Genomic DNA, 16,373 nt, shown 5'->3' with positions numbered 1-16,373 from the left:
GCCGCTCAGGCCCTCGGATAACGGGCCAGCCACCCCGGCGAGGACCCGGCGGGCCCGTGCAACGCGGGCCCCTGGGTCATCTCCATCGCGAAGTCGTCGGCCAGCTCCAGCATCGTGGGACGGCCCTCCAGCTCGGCCAGCCAGGCCGGCGGGAGGGCCGTCTCGCCGTGCAGCGCCCCGAGCAGCCCACCGGTCAGCGCACCCGCCGCACCGGACGGCCCGCTCTGGTTCACGGCCAGGCACAGCCCATGCCGTACGTCCTCCCCCACCAGCGCGCAGTACACCGCGCAGGCCAGCAGCCCGTCCGCCGCCCCCTCCCCCACCAGCTCCTCCACCCGCGCCGGGGTCGGCATCCCCTGCCGTACGGCACCCAGCGCGTGCTGAAGGGCGTCGGAAACCGGCTGATGCCCCGGCCGGGCGGCGAGCAGCGCCAGCGTCCGCTGCACCGCGCCGTCCAGGCTCTCGCCCCGGGCCAGCGTGTGCACGATCACCGCGTACGCGCCCGCCGACAGGTACGCCGTGGGGTGACCGTGGGTCTGCGCCGCGCACTCCACCGCCAGCTGCATCACCAGCTGCGGCTCCCACCCGACGAGCAGCCCGAAGGGAGCGGACCGCGCGACCGCCTCCGGCCCGTCCCCACCCGGATTCTTGGGCGCGTCCAGCGTCCCCATGTTCTCGTCACCGAACCCGAGCAGCAGCGCGCGAGTGGGGTCCCGCCGGGCGTAGAGCCACTCCTCCCGTGCCAGCCACCCGTCGTCCTTGCGCCGCTCGTCGGGCCCCCAGTCCCGCTGCGTCGCCGCCCATCTCAGATACGCCCGGTGCAGATCGGTCGGCGGATGCCAGGCACCGGTGTCCCGCCGCACCTGGGCCCGTATCAGCCCGTCCACCGTGAACAGCGTGAGCTGCGTGTGGTGCGTGACGGCACCGCGCCGCCCGTACGCCACCGCCAGGTCGACAAGCCCCTCCACCCCGTACCCGGCCCGGATCTCCTCCACCCCGAGCCCGTCCACAGGCGCGCCCAGCGCATCCCCCACAGCCACCCCGAGCAACGCCCCCCGCACCCGCCCCCGGAAGTCCTGCTGCTCGGCCCGCCCCCAGACGGCCCCGGATGTCGCACCCACCCTGACCTCCCACGTGGCACCGTCCGTATCCATGACGCCCAGCACTGTAATGGACCGGGAACGGTCGGTTTAGGGGCCAATACGGTCGGCGGAGTGTGGAGGATGTGAACCCGTGAGCGCATGCACTCGAAAAGGCGTCGCCGCGGTGTCAGCCGTACCACGTGACATTGCAGACGTACACGCACTCATGGCGGGGCACGGCCAGGAAGCTGATGAAGCCACGCCCGCCGAGAAGGTCGAACTCGCGCAGCCCGCCTTCCCGATCAGCGGGTCTGCCCACCCTTACGGAGTCGTGGCCAAGCGCGGCCAACTCGACGGCCAGCCTCTCGACCTCCGCCACCACTCCCGGCGGAAGCCCTCCGGTGATGTACTCGGCACTCGGGTTGTAGTCCCAGGACCAGTCGGTCACAGGCCTGCCTCTGCCTCCGCCGCCTCCCGGATCGCGTGGATCTCGACGATGGCCTCAGCGGGATCCAGTTCGCCGGCGTCCACGATCCGCTCCAGCTCCCGCAGCCGGGCTGCCCGGGCGGGGTGGCGTTCGATGGCGACGAACACGGCCCAGGAGTGCACGAAGGCTCGCAAGGGCGCCAGGCTCTGGGTCTGCTGAGCATTGGTCGTGGCCTCGAACAGGTGCTGCGTCAGTGCCGGGAGCCGGCTGGGAGCGATCCGGGCCACCGCGTTCCTGAGCGCGTCCGGAGTCGGCTCAGGCATGGGGATCAGCGGTCCGTACGGGCCGTCACTCTGGGCACTCACAGTGGCCTCCGGTGCTGCTGGTTCGCTCCTCGTACCGTACCGGCGAAGGCCGCGGCACGCTGCCGGGGCGGCCCAAGCGATGGGGCTCGTTTCCGGCATCGCTATGCCACCTTCCATTCGGCGGTCCGGCAGTCGCGGCAGTGGCCCGGGGCGGGTGCGCGGAACGCGCGGTCGCAGTCTTCGCAGGTCTGGAGGGGGTCGGGCCGGGTGGGCTCCGGAGCGGGTTCGAGGGCCGGAGGCAGGAGGGCAGTGAGGCGGTGGGCGAGGAAGCCCGCCGGATGGCGCACGCCTTCCGGGGGCAGGCCCGTACAGAGCGTTCGCCGCACGTCGTCGGGCCCGACGCCGCGCTCCAGCCAGGCGACCACGGCTGGAACGAGACTGCGTACATCGCGCTCGGCCAGGTGGAGCCGGGGGTCGCGGAGGCGGAGGCTTGCCAGTAGGGAGTGGGCGGTGCGGTGGGCGGGCAGGTCGGATGCGGCCGGGGCCGGTTGTTCCGGCTCCTTGAGGTCCGGGGCCGGTTCGCGGCGAGGTGCGGACGTCAGGTGAGCCGTGCGCGTCCGGGGCTTGTTGTAGGAGGTCGTACGCGTCACGATCCGCCCCGACGGCAGCCGCTCCTTGGTGCGGGCCAGATAACCGTGTTCCTCCAGCTCCCGCAGCGCCGAGGCGATCCGCGTCTCTCCCTCGGGGAACTTGGCCGCCAGGACCTTGATGCCGACGAGGGCTCCGGTGGGAAGCGACTGGATGTGGACCGCCAGCCCGATGGCCGTCAGTGACAGATCCGAATGCTGGCCAGATGGTTTCCGACAACGGTGAACTCTTCGTCGTGGCGCTCGTCCACGTGGTCAACTCCGAGGCGGGAACGGACGGACCGGGGGCGCGCGTGCGCGCTAAGGTGCTGGGCAGTCATCGGGAAGGGGCTCTACTTCCTGGGTGATCAGGCCCTCGTTCGGGATGGCAGTCCCGGCGGGGGCCGTTATGTGTGTGTCGAGGGTGACGCTGCCTCACCGATTCGCCGACGCGCCAGGCGAACCGATCCTGATCACCCGACCGAGTGACCAGGGGTGCGGTGGTCGACGGGCTGGGTGGGGCGGGTTCGGTTCTTTCCCCGGTTCTTTGTCTTTGGCGTCGGGCCCGGCCGGGTCACTGCTCCGCCCGATCCGGCGCCAGTTCGGCCCACACCGTCTTGCCGCCCGCCGGAGCCGCCGCCACGCCCCAGCGCTCCGCGTACGCCGCGACCAGCCACAGCCCCCGCCCCGATTCCGCGCACAACGGATCCGGCTCCTGGATACGCGGCACCCGGTCGCCCCGGGCGTCCGTCACCTCGATGCGCAGGACGCCGAGCGCGTCGAGTCGAAGCGTCAGCCGGAAATCGCGGCCCGGTACGCGCCCGTGCAGCACGGCGTTGGCGGCGAGTTCGGCCACGACGTGCAGGGCGTCGCCGTATGGCTGATCCCAGTCCGCGAGTTGGCGCTCCGTGAGAAGACGGGCGAGCCGGGCGCCCCTGCGGGTCGCGGACAGCAGCACGGTGAAGTGGCGTACGAGGAGCGTGGTTTGGGTGATTTCCTGGTTCACGTCACTCAGCGTGGTCGCTCCCTTCTACCCTGAACAGCACTGACACAGGTACGGAGAGCGACTGTCCGGGCACGGTCCGAGGTCGTCCGGCCGGGTACACGGGAGGTGGGCGGTATGGAGGACGAGGAGGCCACGGCCGTACTCAAGGCGGTCGGACGGCAGATCAAGGTCTGGCGCGAGGCAGCCGGGATGCGGCAGGCGGAGTTCGGCGCCGCCATCGGGTACGGCGAGGAGATGGTCTCGTCCGTGGAGCGCGGACGGCGGGTCGCCAAGCCGGAGTTCCTCGACAAGGCGGACGAGGTGCTGGGGGCGGGCGGGAAGCTGTCCGCGATGAAGGAGGACGTGGAGAAGGCCCGGTATCCGAAGAAGGTGCGGGACCTGAAGATGCTGGAGGACGAGGCGGTCGAGCTTGGCGCGTACGCCAACCACAACATGCACGGCCTGCTCCAGACCCCGGAGTACGCCCGTGCGTTGTACGCGATGCGGCGGCCGGCGTTCACGGAGGAGGAGATCGATCGGCATGTCGCCGCCCGCCTGGCCCGGCAGCGCATCTTCGAGCGCGTGCCCGCGCCGCTCCTCACCTTCGTCCAGGAAGAGGTGACATTGCGGCGGCCGGTCGGGGGCAGAATGGTTTTGCGGCAACAGCTCGAATATCTCTTGGACATCAGCAGGTTGAGGCATGTCGAGATCCAGGTGATGCCGACGGCCCGCGAGGACCACGCGGGTATGGGTGGGCCGATTCGACTGCTGAAGCTCCGGGACGGCAAGACGCTGGGGCACTCGGAAGCCCAGCTGCACAGTCGTGTGATCAGCGATCCCCGGGAAGTCCAGATCCTGGAGATGCGCTATGGAATGATCCGGGCGCAGGCTCTCACGCCTTGGGAGTCGCTGGCGTTCATCGAGAAGGTTCTTGGAGAAGAGACATGACCTCCACGTTGACGTGGTTCAAGAGCAGCTACAGCAGCAATGACGGCCCCGACTGCGTCGAGGTAGCCATAGCCACCCCCGAAGCCACCGTCCACGTACGCGACTCCAAGGACAAGCTGGGCGCCCGCCTGGCGTTCACGGACGGCTCGTGGGCGGAGTTCGTGGCGTTCGCCGCTTATTCCGCGTAGCGTCGCGTCACCTCGGCCCGCCGCTCCAACGCCCAGGCATAGCCGGGGTTCAACTCGATGGCTCGGTCGAGGTCGGCCAACGCCTCGTCATGCCGGCCCAGCTCGTGCCGGGCCGCTCCCCGGCTGGCCAATGCCGAGGCATGGTCAGGGCTGAGGGCAAGGGCTCGGCTCAGCTCGGTGACGGCCTCCTCGAAGCGGCCCGCGATCCGGTAGGTATCACCCCGCTCCGACGCGGTCCAGGCGGAGTCGGGCGCGAGACGAACCGCCCGGTCGAGATCGACGAACGCGGCGTCCCACCGTTCCATGACCCGGTGCAGGCGAGCCCTTCGCACGAGAGGCCACAGGAAGTCCTCGTCGAGGTTCAGCGCATGGTCGAAGTCGGCGAGTGCTTCGTCGTACTGCCCAAGCGCGTACCGGCACACGCCTCTGCAGGTCAGAGCGTAGGCATCGGCAGGGTCGAGCGCGATGGCCCGGTCGAAGTCGACTACGGCCTCCTCGAACCGGCCCGCGAACCGATGGGCCTCCCCTCGCTGTGCGACGATCCATCCCGCGTGGGGAGCCAGCTCGTGCGCGCGGTCGAGGGCAGCCGTGGCAGCCGCGTAGTCGCCGAGCCTCCGGTGGGTGACGCCACGACCGTAATGCGCCCAGACCAGCTCCGGATCGAGCTCGATCGCCCGGTCGTACTCGGTCAGGGCCCGCCCGTACTCCGCACTGTTGCGCAGCTCCCGGCCGCGCACCCCGTGTGCCATGGCCCGGCCGCCCCGGTCCAGCCCAGGGTGGGACAGGAGCAGGGTCATCGCCCTTGTCACCCCGGCCGTGCCGTCCGCGAGCGCCTCGCACAGACGGGATCCCAGGCCGCGCAGGTCCGAAGCGTCCGCCGCACCGCCCGCCTCCTCCAGCATCAGAGCCCAGCGGGCGCCTACCACCTGATCGACACGACAGGCCTCGACCATGTCCCGCAACGCCGAGCCGAGCGCTTCGAGCGGTCTGGCACACAGCGAGTGATAGGTCTCCTCCTGCCGCCACTCGCGCCAGGTCTCCCGCTTCCAAGGCCTGTCGCCGGGGCGCAGCTGAGCCGCCGCTTCCTCCCGCCAGTGCCGGAACATCCCCGCGAGCCGCTCGTGGCGCTCGGTCCAGCCACGCGGAGACCAGTGGCGCTGCAATCGGAGCATCTGTTCGCGCACCAGGTCGTGGTACCGCAGTCGGTCTCCGCGGTCGTCCACGAAAGGCAGCCCGCGCAGCCAGGCGAACAGCGCCTCGGCCTCCTCGTCCGGGCAGTCCACGGCTGCCCGGAACACGTCCATGTCCAGGCGCCGGGGCAGCGCGCACGCCAGGGCCACCGTCCGGCGTACCGGATCCTCCTCCCATTTCAGGAACCTTTCGACCGCCGTGGCACTGGGGTCGCCCACATCGTCCGGATCGGAGGGGCGCTGCTCGGCCAGGGTCGACACCAGCACCGGCAACCCGCCCGTCAGCCGCAGCACCTCCGCGACGACCGGCTCGTCCCGCACACCCCTGTCCGCCAGCAGCCCCCGCGCCTCCGCCTCCGTGAACGGCCCGAGCGGCACGTCCATGACGAAGTCGGCGAAACCGCCCCAGCGGGCGGTGTCGAAGGCACGTTGGCCTGCCGTCACCACGACGACGCTGGCGGGCAGCGCGCCGTGCCGGTCCGTTGTCATCAGATCGTGCAGCCAGGCGTCGAGGAACGGGCCGGTCCGCTCGTACGTGTCGAAGAACAGGACGGTCCACGGAACCGTGGATGCGGCATCCGACAACTCGCCGAGTAGCACCGGCGTCAGCACCCGCTCCGGTGACAGCACCAGCTGCACGTCCTCCTGGCTACGGAAGCGGGCGCTGAGACCAGCGCGTAAGCGGTCGGCTCCCTGGGCGAGCCGGTCCGCGTCCAGCGCACCCGCGAACGCGCTCACCCCGGGCACCATCCCCAGCCCCACCAGCCCGGCACGCGCCACTGCCATGCCGGCCGCCGAAGGCCCCTCCGGCTGAGGTTCCAGCGCGGCGATCGCCGCCGCCTCCGCCTCGTGCCGTCGTTCCCGATGTGCGGCCAGAAGCCGGTCCAGTTCCTTGAAACGGTGTCCGTGGGTAGCGAATTGCCGACTCATCGTGGCCATCATCTCCGGCAGGCTTCCGACGCTCTCGTCGATGTACGCCGTCAACGCCCCCCGCTCCCGGGCGATCTGCTCCAGCTCGCGGACCAGGAAAGTCTTTCCAACACCCGCATTGCCGTGCACATGGAAGAGGAAGCGATGCCGCTCGTCCTCGGGCGGGATGTCGAAGTTGCCGCGGAACGCGGCCCGTTCATCACTGCGTCCCACGAACCCGGCCCGCCTGCGCTGCCGGATCAGCTCCTGCATCGACGGCCGCGCCTGCGCCATCCGTACGTCCCCTCACCGCTGGTGGTCGGCCCGCACTCATTCTGGCTCAATGTGTACGGGACGCGGCGGCCACGCAGGGAAAGCAATCCGTCATGACCACATCAGCCTCACGCGCCCCACGCCTCGCCGCCACCCTCCTGACCGGCACGGTCGCCCTCTACATCGCCCTCGTCGCCTTCGGCAACATCACCGACTTCGGTACCAACCGGCAGTTCGTCCGCCATGTCCTCGCGATGGACACGACGTTCAAGGACGACGACCTGATGTGGCGCGCCATCACCTCCCACGCCTGGCAGGACGCGGCGTACATCGCGATCATCACCTGGGAAACCCTCGCCGCCCTGCTCCTGACCACCGCGACCTACCTGTGGGCCCGCCACCACCCCCGCGCCCGCCAGGCCTCCACCACCGGCCTGCTGATGCTCCTGCTGCTCTTCGGCGCCGGGTTCATAGCGATAGGTGGCGAATGGTTCGCGATGTGGCAGTCCAAGACCTGGAACGGCCTGGACGCGGCCACCCGCGTGATCGTACTGACGGGGGTGACCCTGCTGGTGACGTACCTGCCGGGGGCGGCACCGGAGAAGAACTGACGGTGGGCGGGCCATACTGCGAGCGCTCCCCGCGACCGAAGCGTGGTGTGCGCTACCTCGTTGATGGTGACCATGCGTCGCGGTCGTTTCGCAGGGCCTGGATGAGCCAGGGGTAGATCGGGGTCAGGTTCGGTACCACCTGCCAGCCGTTGACTGTCCAAACCAGCCGCCAGTACCGGTCCACCCGGGGATCGTGGGCCTCTTCGAACTGCCGGGCCATCCAGTCCCGGAATTCCGTGTCGGGGGTGCGCGCGAACGCCTCGGCGAAGCGGTGCACGAGGTCGTCGACGACGGGGGCGGCCCTGTCGCTGAGCGGATCGATGCCCGACTCCATGGCCTCGGCCACCTTCTGGCGGGTGAACTCCATCAGTTCCTCGCCGGCCTCGCGCTCGATGTCGAGTGTGCGCCCGGCGGCCTGGCGCATGGCCGTCCGGCGCAGCCGGGCCCGGAAGTCCTCGTCCCCGACCAGTTCGGCGAGCTCCACCCACGCGGCGACCTGCTCGCTGGACGGATCATCGGGGAGGTCGGGAATGGCGGCGCGAACCATGGCCACCGCGGCTGGGTCGGCATCCGCTGTGCCGAAGGTGGCGTCCAGGAAATCGTCGATCAGACGTCGGCGTTCCTCGCCGGTCAACTGCGTGAGCCTGTGCATGAGCTTGGTCTCCTCGGGATCGGACCCACGTCCGGCCACGACTCGCAGAACGCTCCGACGCAAGTGCAGCACCCGGATCTGGACGTCCAGGGCGTCGGCGTGCGCCGCGGCGACTTCCGCCACCGAGAGCTCGCGGTCCAGTACCCGTTGGATGGTGGCCAGGTCCATGCCCAGCTCGCGCAGTGTGCGCAGGAGTTCCAGACGCAGCAGTGCGTCGAGGTCGTAGAGCCGATAGCCGGCGGGACTTCGGGTGGTCGGCGCCACGACCCCCGAATCGGAGTAGAACCGGATGGTCCGCACGGACAAGCCGGTCCGCCGGGAAAGCTCCCCGATCGAGTAGAGGGTCGTGACGTCCATGTCCCCAACCGTGCCGTCTCCAGTCACTGGAGACTCAAGGCCGTTCCCAGGCCGGTCAGCACAGGCAGGGGTCTGTGCCCCAGCCGAGGGCCGGGATGTCGCTGTCGCGGAGGGCGCCGGCGTAGGCCTGGATCTCGTCGACGTCTCCGCGCAGGTACTCGCCCCAGCCGTCGCCGGTGTGGGCGCGGCCGACCTGGAGGGCGCCCGAGGAGTGCCAGCCGTTCGGGAAGCCGGCGGTGGCACCGGTGTTGGTGTAGCCGTCGAGGTAGAGCTTGATCTTGTCGGTGGCGTCGTCGTAGACCACGGCCAGCCGGTGGCCCTGGCCCTCGCCGCCGTCCGCCGACTCGATCTGCGCGACCACGGTTTCGGGCGCGCCCGCCTCGTCCTTCTCCGGCATGACCAGCTGCCAGGCGTGCGCCGACGGCTCGTAGCGCACCCTGAAGGCGTCCGTGTGCTCGCCGGCCTGGGACAGCACGGTCATCGGGTGGGCAGGCTCGGAGTCCGCGAGCCGTACGACCACGCCGATGCTGAAGCTGTCGCCGGTGTCCACGACCGGCTCCTCGGTGGCCGCGTAGGCCGACTCGCCGTCCAGCCGGAGGTGGCCGTCACCGACGAGCGCGTACGCCACGTCGGGGCAGTCCGGGTCGAGCTCCGGGACGCAGGAGCCGTCCGGGCCGCGGTGGATCGTCGCGCCCGCGCCGAGCTTCAGCGGCACCCCGCCGTTCTGCTCGGGGCTCGCCCCGCCCGCCGCGTTCTCCAGCGACCAGTGGCCGAGCAGCCCCGGTTTCCGGCGGGCGAGCTCGGTCACCTCGTCCGGCACCACGACCCGGTCGTGGACCTGGACGCCGCCGATGTCGCCGTGCCACGCGTCGCCGTAGCCCTCGCCGTCGCGGGCGCGGCCGATCTGGAAGGAACCGGCGGCATCGGCGGGTGCGGCCTGCGCCTCGGTACCGATCTCGTGGCCGTTGACGTACAGGTGCGCCTTGCCGGTCTCGGCGTCGTAGAGGCCCAGCAGATGCGCCCACTCACCCGTCTCCGGGGCGCCGCCCGCCACCCGCGCGGAACCGAGGGCGAACGACCACGCGGGGCCGGAGTTCCGGCTGCTCAGCCCGAGCGCGAAGCCTGCGGAACCGCCCGCGTCCTGGCTGGCGACGGTCATGTTCCGGTCGGTCCGGGCCGGGCGCACCCACGCGCTCACCGCGAAGGTCCTGCGCGGGTCGGCCACCGCCGGGGATCCCGGGGTGAGGTAGCCGTCGCCGCCGCCGTCGAGATACGCCGTGGCGGAGAGTCCGGTGCCCGCGGGCGCGCCGCCGCCGAACGTCACACCGGCCCCGGCGCGCGCGGCGGTGCCCGTCTCGGCCGCGGCGCTCGTGGAGCCCGCCGCGTCCTCCAGCTTCCAGTGGGCGACCGGGGCTCGGCCGGACTTCACATAGAAGCGGTACGACGACTCGCCGCTGCTGCGTCCGGCGCGGTCGATGGCGCGGACCGTCAGTGTGTCCGGGTGCGAGCGGAGCGGGAGGTAGGGAATGGTCACGCTCCCGCCGGGCCGCTCCGGCCGGACGGTTCCGTATGGGCCGCCGATGAAGCCGTACGTGTAGGCGACGACGTCGTCCGAGGGCGAGTCCATGGTGAAGTGGCCGTACACGCCCACTCCGTCCACCCAGAGTTCGTCCTCCGGGTATTCGGGGGAGGTGATCGTCGCCTTCTGCGGGCTCTCGTCGTCGAACGCGAACTCGCAGGCCGCCCCGCCGTCGCCCGCGGAACTCCACGCCGAGGTGGCCTTTCCGTCGTTCGCGCGCACATGCCACGACACCACCGTGTTCGCGGGGATGTCGGACGGAAGCTGCACGGAGAACCTGCTGCCTGACAGCTTCGCGGTGGTGGTGTACGTCCGGCGCTGCTCCGCGCCCCCGGCGTCCGGCCACCAGACCTCGAACTCACCGCTGACCTGGCTGCCGTCCGGGTCGTACAACACGGCACCGAGCGCGGGCGCCGCGGCGACGTACGCCTTGCCGTCCCCCGTCGCGCACGCCTTGCCCCCGGTCGTCAGATCCTGGACGAGCGGCTGCTTCGGCGGCAGGTTGTCCGCGGCGTGCGCCACGCCGGACGTGGCCGCCATGACGGCCGCCACGGAACACCCCACCGCGAGCAGTCTGCCGCCCGCGGATCTTGTCGACGTACCCAATTGCCCTCCCCTGTCAGCTCCTTGGACTCATGCGTCGCACAAGCCGCTGGAGGCTAACAGGGGCCACCGACACCACCGAAAGGGTTTTCCCGCCGCGGGCGTCAGTCCAGCACCGGCAACAGCTCCGGAAGATGCCCGTCCGAAGCCGCCGCCGCCCGCTGCCGTTCCTCCGGTACCTCCCCGTACAGCGTCGTGCGGGGCCTGGCAGGACGGCCGGCGGTCTCGGCGACGGTGATCAGGTCGCGTACGGACTTGTAGGAGCCGTAGGAGGATCCGGCCATGCGGGAGATGGTCTCCTCCATCAGGGTGCCGCCCAGGTCGTTCGCGCCGGAGCGGAGCATCTCCGCCGCGCCCTCGGTGCCGAGCTTCACCCAGCTGGTCTGGATGTTGGGGATCCACGGGTGCAGCAGCAGCCTCGCCATGGCGGTCACCGCGCGGTTGTCCCGGATCGTCGGACCCGGGCGCGAGATGCCGGCCAGGTACACCGGCGCGTTGGTGTGGATGAAGGGAAGCGTGACGAACTCCGTGAAACCGCCGGTCTGTTGCTGGACGCGGGCCAGGGTGCGCAGGTGGCCGAGCCAGTGGCGGGGCTGGTCCACGTGGCCGTACATCATGGTCGAGGACGAGCGGATGCCCAGCTCGTGCGCGGTCGTGACGACCTCGATCCAGGTGGCGGTGGGCAGCTTGCCCTTGGTGAGCACCCAGCGGACCTCGTCGTCGAGGATCTCCGCGGCCGTGCCCGGGATGGAGTCGAGGCCCGCTTCCTTCGCCGCGGTCAGCCACTCGCGGATGGACATCCCGGTCCGCGTGGCGCCGTTGACGACCTCCATCGGGGAGAAGGCGTGCACATGCATCCCGGGGACGCGGGACTTGACCGCCTTCGCGATGTCGAAGTATGCCGTTCCCGGCAGGTCCGGGTGGATGCCGCCCTGCATGCAGACCTCCACCGCGCCGAGTTCCCAGGCCTGTTGGGCCCGGTCGGCCACCTGCTCCAGGGAGAGGGTGTAGGCGTCGGCGTCCGTGCGGCGCTGGGCGAAGGCGCAGAAGCGGCAGCCGGTGTAGCAGACGTTGGTGAAGTTGATGTTGCGGGTGACGATGTACGTGACGTCGTCGCCGACCGCCGTCTTGCGCACCTCGTCCGCGATCCGCGTCAGCGCGTCCAGCGCCGGGCCGTCCGCGTGCAGCAGGGAGAGTGCCTCCTCGTCCGTGAGGCGCGTCGGGTCGTCGGCCGCCGTGCGCAGGGCCTGCCGCACGTCCGTGTCGATGCGCTCGGGCGCCATCCCGGGCGCCGCCGCCTCGCGCAGGGCGGCCCAGTCTCCGTACACCTCGTCGAAATCCTCGCGCCGGTCGGACGTACGGCCCTCGGTGTCGATCGACGCGTGCAGATCCGTACGGCCGGACGCGACGAAGGCCTCCTCCGGCTCCTGCCACGGATGCCCCTCCACGACCGCGTCCGCACGCGCCAGCCCCGTCTCCGGATCCGCCAGCGCCCGTACGTGCGGCAGCAGCCGCGGGTCCAGCCAGGGCTCGCCGCGCGTGACGAACTCCGGGTACACGCAGAGGCGTTCGCGCAGCTCGAAGCCCGCCGCCGCCGACTTCCGCGCCAGGTCCTCGATCTGCGGCCAGGGGCGTTCGGGGTTGACGTGGTCGATGGTCAGGGGCGACACCCCGCCCCAGTCGTCGATGCCGGCGCCGATGAGCCGCTCGTACTCGGAGTCGACCAGGTTCGGCGGGGCCTGGAGGCAGGCGCTCGGGCCCATGATGTGCCGGGCCACCGCCACCGTGGCGACCAGGTCGTCCAGTTCGGCGTCCGGCATGCCGCGCATCGCCGTGTCCGGCTTGGCGCGGAAGTTCTGGATGATCAGTTCCTGGATGCCGTGGTAGGCGCGGGCGACCTTGCGCAGGGCGAAGAGGGACTCGGCGCGCTCCTCGTAGGTCTCGCCGATGCCGATCAGCAGCCCGCTGGTGAAGGGGACCGAGGACCGGCCGGCGTCCTCCAGCACGCGCAACCGCACGGCGGGTTCCTTGTCCGGGGAGCCGTGGTGCGGTCCGCCGGGCTCCGACCACAGGCGGGTCGCCGTCGTCTCCAGCATCATGCCCATGGACGGGGCCACGGGCTTGAGCCGCTGGAAGTCGGTCCAGGTCATGACGCCCGGGTTGAGGTGGGGCAGCAGGCCGGTCTCCTCCAGGATGCGGATGGAGATGGCGCGGACGTAGGCGATGGTGTCGTCGTAGCCGTGCGCGTCGAGCCACTCCCGCGCTTCCGGCCAGCGGTCCTCGGGTTTGTCGCCGAGGGTGATGAGGGCTTCCTTGCAGCCGAGGGCGGCGCCCTTGCGGGCGATGTCGAGCACCTCGTCGGGGGACATGAACATGCCGTGACCGGCCCGGCGCAGCTTGCCGGGCACGGTGACGAAGGTGCAGTAGTGGCACTTGTCCCGGCACAGCCGGGTCAGGGGGATGAAGACGCTCTTCGAGTACGTGATGACGCCGGCCCGGCCCGCCGCCTCCAGGCCCGCGTCCCGGACCCGGGCGGCGGAGGCGGTGAGGTCCTCCAGGTCCGCGCCGCGCGCCTGGAGCAGCACCGCCGCCTCGGACACGTCGAGGGCGACGCCCTCACGGGCCCGTTTGAGGGCGCGACGCATGGAGTTATCGGTCGGGCCGGTTCCGGAGGTCGCGGAAGTCGTCATCCTTCGAGGATACGAGCGCCGTGATCAGGCCCATCAGGCACCGCCCGATTCGTCCCCGGCCACCGGCCGTCGCACGGTCTCACGCGGAGGGGGCGGGCATCTGGTCGCCGTACTGGTCCAGCAGCCGCAGCACCTCCGCCTCCCCGGCCGGCGGCAGCTGCACCACGACCTCCTCGATCCCGAGCTCCGCGTAGTGCGCGAGCTTGCCCGGGCTGGGCTGGACGGCGTACGGCACGACCTGGAGGGCGGCGGGGTCGCGACCGGCGTCCGCCCAGGCGGCGCGCAGCACCGGCAGCGACTCGGTTAGGCCCCGCCCGCCGATCGGCAGCCACCCGTCCGCGTACTCCACGATGTGCGCGAACAGCTTCGGCCCGGCGGCCCCGCCGACGAGGGTGCGGGGCCCGACGACCGGCCCACGCGGCTTCTGCACCGGCTTGGGGTGGGCCTCGCTGGGCCGCAGGCTCCCGAACTCGCCGTCGAAGCCGGTCGGGTCCTCGGACCACAGCGCCCGCATGAGCGCCATCCGGTCCCGGACCAGCTCCCGCCGCGTACGCCACTCCACCCCGTGGTCGGCGGCCTCCTCCACGTTCCAGCCGAAGCCGACGCCCAGGGTGAACCGGCCGCCGGACAGGTGGTCCAGGGTGGCGATCTGCTTGGCCAGGTCGATCGGGTCGTGCTGGGCCACCAGCGTGATCCCGGTGCCGAGCCCCAGCCGCTCGGTCACCGCCGCCGCCTGTCCGAGCGCGACGAAGGGATCGAGGGTACGGCCGTACTCGCGCGGCAGCTCACCGCCGGCCGGGTACGGGCTGGTCCGCTCGACCGGGATGTGGGTGTGCTCGGGCAGGTACAACCCGGCGAACCCGCGCTGCTCCAGCTCACGGGCGAGCCGGGTCGGGGCGATGGTCTCGTCGGTGAGGAAGATCGTGACGGCGATACGCATGCCAAAGGTGTACCGGGCCCGGGGCCATCTGTCCATACCGACTGGTCGGCATCCGTGCCGGTGGGGTGAGGTCCGCTGGTGCCGCGCTCTTGCCTCCCCGTGGGCCGCGTTCTTCACCGCCCCTGACGTCAGCGGGTGGCCGGGAACGGCAGGGCATCCGCGTAGCCGTTCGTCGGGCGCGGGACCTTCTTGAGGGTGTGGGCGTCGAGGGCGGCCGGGGCGGTGCTGGTGCCCAGGATGCCGCCGGGGTGCCAGGTTCCGGTGACGGCGACCCAGGTGTTGGCGGAGGGTGCCGGGACGCCGTAGATCCGCACCTTCACGGTCTGCGCGTCCGCCGCGCAGCACGAAATGATGATCCGGGTCAGGTACCAGCTGTCCTCGCCGCTCTTGCCGGGCGTCACGAGACCCGTCATCCGCACGCTGCGGCCCTTGATGGCCCGGCCCCGGTCCTGCTGCACCCGGCGGGTGAAGTCGGTGAGCGTGATCGGCAGCGGTGAGGTCGCGGGCAGGGGGTCGAAGTGCTCCTGCTCGGTGACCTCCTTGGGGGCCGCCCGGGAGGCGGTGTACGCACCGAGGGCCGGCGGGGCGTGGAGGAGCAGGCTCAGGGCGGGGAGGACCAGCAGCCACGCGGTGCGGGGCACCCTGGAGTGGTCGTGCCCGTGACCGTCGTCGTGGTCGCCGTCCGCGTCCCGTCTTAGCCACGACCACGCCTCCGCCCCCGCCAGCACGAGCAGCACCACTCCGGACGCGATCAGCAGCGGCCGCATCCCCGCCTTGACGTACCGCAGGTACAGGTCCGTGAAGAGCGAGGCGTGCAGCAGGCCGATGCCGCTGAGGGTGAGGAGCAGGGCGGGTACGGGACGCTTCACAGCAGCGCTCCTCCGATCAGGGCGGTGCACAGCACGGCGACGACCGTGGTGGCGGCGGAGAAACGGAGCGCGAAGGCCCGGCCGAAGGTGCCGGTCTGGAGGGCGATGAGCTTCAGGTCGACCATGGGGCCGACCACCATGAACGCCAGCCGGGCGACGGGCGAGAAGCCGGTGAGGGACGCGGCCACGAAGGCGTCGGCCTCCGAGCACACGGCGAGTACGACGGCCAGCCCGGCCAGGAACAGCACCGACAGCCAGGGCGAGCCGGAGAAGGTGTCGAGGACGGAGCGCGGGACCGTGACGTTGAAGGTGGCCGCCGCCATGGCGCCGACGACCAGGAAGCCGCCCGCGTGCAGGAAGTCGTGCTGGAAGCCGCGCCGGAACTCCGTCCAGCGGCTGCGACCCGGGTGGTGGCCCGTGTGGCGGACGGCCGGTCTCAGCCACTCCTCGCGGCCCCGCCACAGCCACAGCCAGCCCATCGCGGCGGCGGTGGCGAGCGAGGCCAGCAGGCGGGCCAGGACCATGGCGGGGTTGCCGGGGAAGGCGATGGCCGTGGCGGTCAGGACGACCGGGTTGACGGCGGGGGCCGAGAGAAGGAAGGCGAAGGCGGCGGCGGGCGTGACCCCGCGCCCGATCAGGCTGTTCGCGACCGGCACCGAGGCGCACTCGCAGCCTGGCAGCACGGCCCCGGCGACCGAGGCGACCGGGACGGCGAGCGCGGGCCGGCTCGGCAGCAGCCGGGTGAACACCCGGGCCGGTACGAACGCGTTGATCGCACCGGACAGGGCCGTGCCCAGCAACAGGAACGGCAACGCCTGCATGGTGACGGCGAGGCACACGGTCCGCCAGGCCTGCAGCGCCGGTCCCTCCGACCACCGGCCGACGAGGACGATCGCCGTGCCGGGGAGGACGGCCGCCGCGAGCAGCAGGAGCGGCCAGAAGCGGGGTGGGGCGGCTCGGGTGTCGTCGCCGGTGGTCGCCGTGGCCACCCCGTCCGTCCCGGTCACCCCGGCCGCCTCGGCCCCTCGCGCCGGTTCCTCGGTCTTCTGCACCCCAGCTCCCCACCCCACTGATGCCGGAGTCGAACATAGCGTGGACGCAGCACTTCCAGGTCAAGCCGATCCCAAGGGAGTTTCGCG

General features: G+C 71.4%; 15 protein-coding genes. 3 read left to right on the top strand and 12 right to left on the bottom strand.

The features are described 5' to 3' along the window. Positions 1–5: 5 nt before the first annotated feature. The 5 genes from ACZ7L0_RS24295 to ACZ7L0_RS24275 form a co-directional block, all read right to left on the bottom strand. The gene (locus tag ACZ7L0_RS24295) at positions 6–1,121 is read right to left on the bottom strand and encodes an ADP-ribosylglycohydrolase family protein (protein ID WP_471244635.1); all 1,116 of its coding nucleotides are present in this window, start codon (positions 1,119–1,121) and stop codon (positions 6–8) included. A gap of 148 nt (positions 1,122–1,269) precedes the next feature. Beyond that, a complete protein-coding gene (locus ACZ7L0_RS24290) occupies positions 1,270–1,530 on the bottom strand; it encodes a hypothetical protein (RefSeq protein WP_471244634.1) in 261 nt (86 codons plus the stop codon). Next, complete coding sequence (locus tag ACZ7L0_RS24285) at positions 1,527–1,832, bottom strand: hypothetical protein (protein WP_471244633.1); 306 nt, start codon at positions 1,830–1,832, stop codon at positions 1,527–1,529. Before ACZ7L0_RS24285 ends, ACZ7L0_RS24290 begins: the two co-directional genes overlap by 4 nt. Before the next feature lie 143 nt (positions 1,833–1,975). Further along, on the bottom strand, positions 1,976–2,464 hold the full coding sequence (locus ACZ7L0_RS24280) for a hypothetical protein (protein ID WP_471244632.1): 489 nt from the start codon (positions 2,462–2,464) through the stop codon (positions 1,976–1,978). A gap of 550 nt (positions 2,465–3,014) precedes the next feature. Next, positions 3,015–3,446 carry an ATP-binding protein gene (locus tag ACZ7L0_RS24275; RefSeq protein ID WP_471244631.1) on the bottom strand — a complete coding sequence of 144 codons (432 nt, stop codon included), beginning with the start codon at positions 3,444–3,446 and terminating at the stop codon, positions 3,015–3,017. A gap of 114 nt (positions 3,447–3,560) precedes the next feature. On the opposite strand from ACZ7L0_RS24275, the gene ACZ7L0_RS24270 reads away from it, so the two are divergent. Both ACZ7L0_RS24270 and ACZ7L0_RS24265 read left to right on the top strand, forming a co-directional pair. After that, the gene (locus ACZ7L0_RS24270; RefSeq protein ID WP_471244630.1) at positions 3,561–4,373 is read left to right on the top strand and encodes a helix-turn-helix domain-containing protein; all 813 of its coding nucleotides are present in this window, start codon (positions 3,561–3,563) and stop codon (positions 4,371–4,373) included. After that, positions 4,370–4,561, top strand: coding sequence for a DUF397 domain-containing protein (locus ACZ7L0_RS24265; protein ID WP_471244629.1), 192 nt, complete (start codon positions 4,370–4,372; stop codon positions 4,559–4,561). Before ACZ7L0_RS24270 ends, ACZ7L0_RS24265 begins: the two co-directional genes overlap by 4 nt. On the opposite strand, the gene ACZ7L0_RS24260 is transcribed toward ACZ7L0_RS24265, so the two are convergent. Further along, positions 4,549–6,954 (bottom strand): tetratricopeptide repeat protein, encoded by a 2,406-nt coding sequence (locus tag ACZ7L0_RS24260; protein WP_471244628.1) that lies wholly within the window; start codon positions 6,952–6,954, stop codon positions 4,549–4,551. The two genes, ACZ7L0_RS24265 and ACZ7L0_RS24260, sit on opposite strands and share 13 nt — an antisense overlap. 92 nt (positions 6,955–7,046) lie before the next feature. Here ACZ7L0_RS24260 and ACZ7L0_RS24255 point away from each other — a divergent pair, with 92 nt between their 5' ends. Next, on the top strand, positions 7,047–7,544 hold the full coding sequence (locus ACZ7L0_RS24255) for a DUF2165 domain-containing protein (RefSeq protein ID WP_471244627.1): 498 nt from the start codon (positions 7,047–7,049) through the stop codon (positions 7,542–7,544). A gap of 52 nt (positions 7,545–7,596) precedes the next feature. Here ACZ7L0_RS24255 and ACZ7L0_RS24250 read toward each other — a convergent pair whose 3' ends face one another. From ACZ7L0_RS24250 to ACZ7L0_RS24225, 6 genes are all read right to left on the bottom strand, one after another. Continuing rightward, positions 7,597–8,553, bottom strand: a complete 957-nt coding sequence (locus ACZ7L0_RS24250) for a MerR family transcriptional regulator (RefSeq protein ID WP_471244626.1) — start codon at positions 8,551–8,553, stop codon at positions 7,597–7,599. Positions 8,554–8,608: 55 nt separating this feature from the next. Further along, a complete protein-coding gene (locus tag ACZ7L0_RS24245; protein ID WP_471244852.1) occupies positions 8,609–10,672 on the bottom strand; it encodes a laminin G domain-containing protein in 2,064 nt (687 codons plus the stop codon). A gap of 167 nt (positions 10,673–10,839) precedes the next feature. Beyond that, a complete protein-coding gene (locus tag ACZ7L0_RS24240) occupies positions 10,840–13,425 on the bottom strand; it encodes a bifunctional FO biosynthesis protein CofGH (RefSeq protein WP_471244625.1) in 2,586 nt (861 codons plus the stop codon). 79 nt (positions 13,426–13,504) lie between these two features. Next, a complete protein-coding gene (locus ACZ7L0_RS24235; RefSeq protein ID WP_471244624.1) occupies positions 13,505–14,365 on the bottom strand; it encodes an LLM class F420-dependent oxidoreductase in 861 nt (286 codons plus the stop codon). A 128-nt stretch (positions 14,366–14,493) separates the two neighbouring features. Then, the gene (locus ACZ7L0_RS24230; protein WP_471244623.1) at positions 14,494–15,234 is read right to left on the bottom strand and encodes a TIGR03943 family putative permease subunit; all 741 of its coding nucleotides are present in this window, start codon (positions 15,232–15,234) and stop codon (positions 14,494–14,496) included. Further along, positions 15,231–16,241 carry a permease gene (locus ACZ7L0_RS24225; protein ID WP_471244851.1) on the bottom strand — a complete coding sequence of 337 codons (1,011 nt, stop codon included), beginning with the start codon at positions 16,239–16,241 and terminating at the stop codon, positions 15,231–15,233. The genes ACZ7L0_RS24230 and ACZ7L0_RS24225 overlap by 4 nt, the downstream gene beginning before the upstream one ends. Positions 16,242–16,373 lie beyond the last annotated feature (132 nt).

The sequence above is a fragment of the Streptomyces sp. NPDC039424 genome (assembly GCF_055639495.1).
This window is presented reverse-complemented; position numbering and strand designations above follow the sequence as displayed.